The sequence below is a fragment of the Hydrogenovibrio sp. 3SP14C1 genome, assembly GCF_029625905.1.
Taxonomy (GTDB): domain Bacteria; phylum Pseudomonadota; class Gammaproteobacteria; order Thiomicrospirales; family Thiomicrospiraceae; genus Hydrogenovibrio.
In genome coordinates, this window is the sequence record NZ_JARTLM010000245.1 from 1 (window position 1) to 249 (window position 249).

Genomic DNA, 249 nt, shown 5'->3' on the forward strand with positions numbered 1-249 from the left:
GCGTCGACAAGGAAATCCTCACCTTCCGCGGCCCGGCCAAAGTGTATGAAAGCCAGGACGACGCGGTAGAAGCGATCCTCGGCGGTAAAGTCGTGGCGGGCGACGTAGTGGTGATTCGCTACGAAGGGCCGAAAGGCGGGCCGGGCATGCAGGAAATGCTTTACCCAACCACCTACCTGAAATCGATGGGGCTGGGCAAGGCGTGTGCGCTGATCACCGACGGGCGTTTCTCCGGCGGCACCTCCGGGT

The 249-nt window shown here is 62.7% G+C and carries 1 pseudogene; it reads left to right on the forward strand.

Features of this window, described 5'->3' with window-relative positions:
* A pseudogene (locus tag P8629_RS12430) lies at positions 1-249 on the forward strand (dihydroxy-acid dehydratase domain-containing protein); the annotation flags it as partial.